Below are 294 nucleotides of genomic sequence, written 5' to 3'. Positions count from 1 at the left end.
TGATTTTGAAAATGGTATTCCTGTTCACGATACCATTGCCAGAGTTGTATCCTGTATCAGTCCTGCAAAATTTCACGAGTGCTTTATTAACTGGATGCGTGACTGCCATTCTTCAGATGATAAAGACTTCATTGCAATTGATGGAAAAACGCTCCGACACTCTTATTACAAGAGTCGCCGCAGGGGAGCGATTCATGTCATTAGTGCGTTCTCAACAATGCACAGTCTGGTCATCGGACAGATCAAGACGGATGAGAAATCTAATGAGATTACAGCTATCCCAGAACTTCTTAA

General features: G+C 41.8%; 1 protein-coding gene. It reads left to right on the top strand.

What is annotated here, in order from left to right:
* On the top strand, positions 1-294 hold a 294-nt coding region (locus E0D98_RS26415), incomplete at both ends, for an ISAs1 family transposase (protein WP_131891622.1).

Origin of the sequence: Escherichia sp. KCJ4928 (assembly GCF_004352695.1) — a bacterium.
In the GTDB taxonomy this organism is placed as follows: Bacteria; Pseudomonadota; Gammaproteobacteria; order Enterobacterales; family Enterobacteriaceae; genus ECMA0423.
The sequence above is the reverse complement of the archived record's forward strand: the minus strand, read 5'-3'. Positions and strand labels throughout refer to the sequence as shown.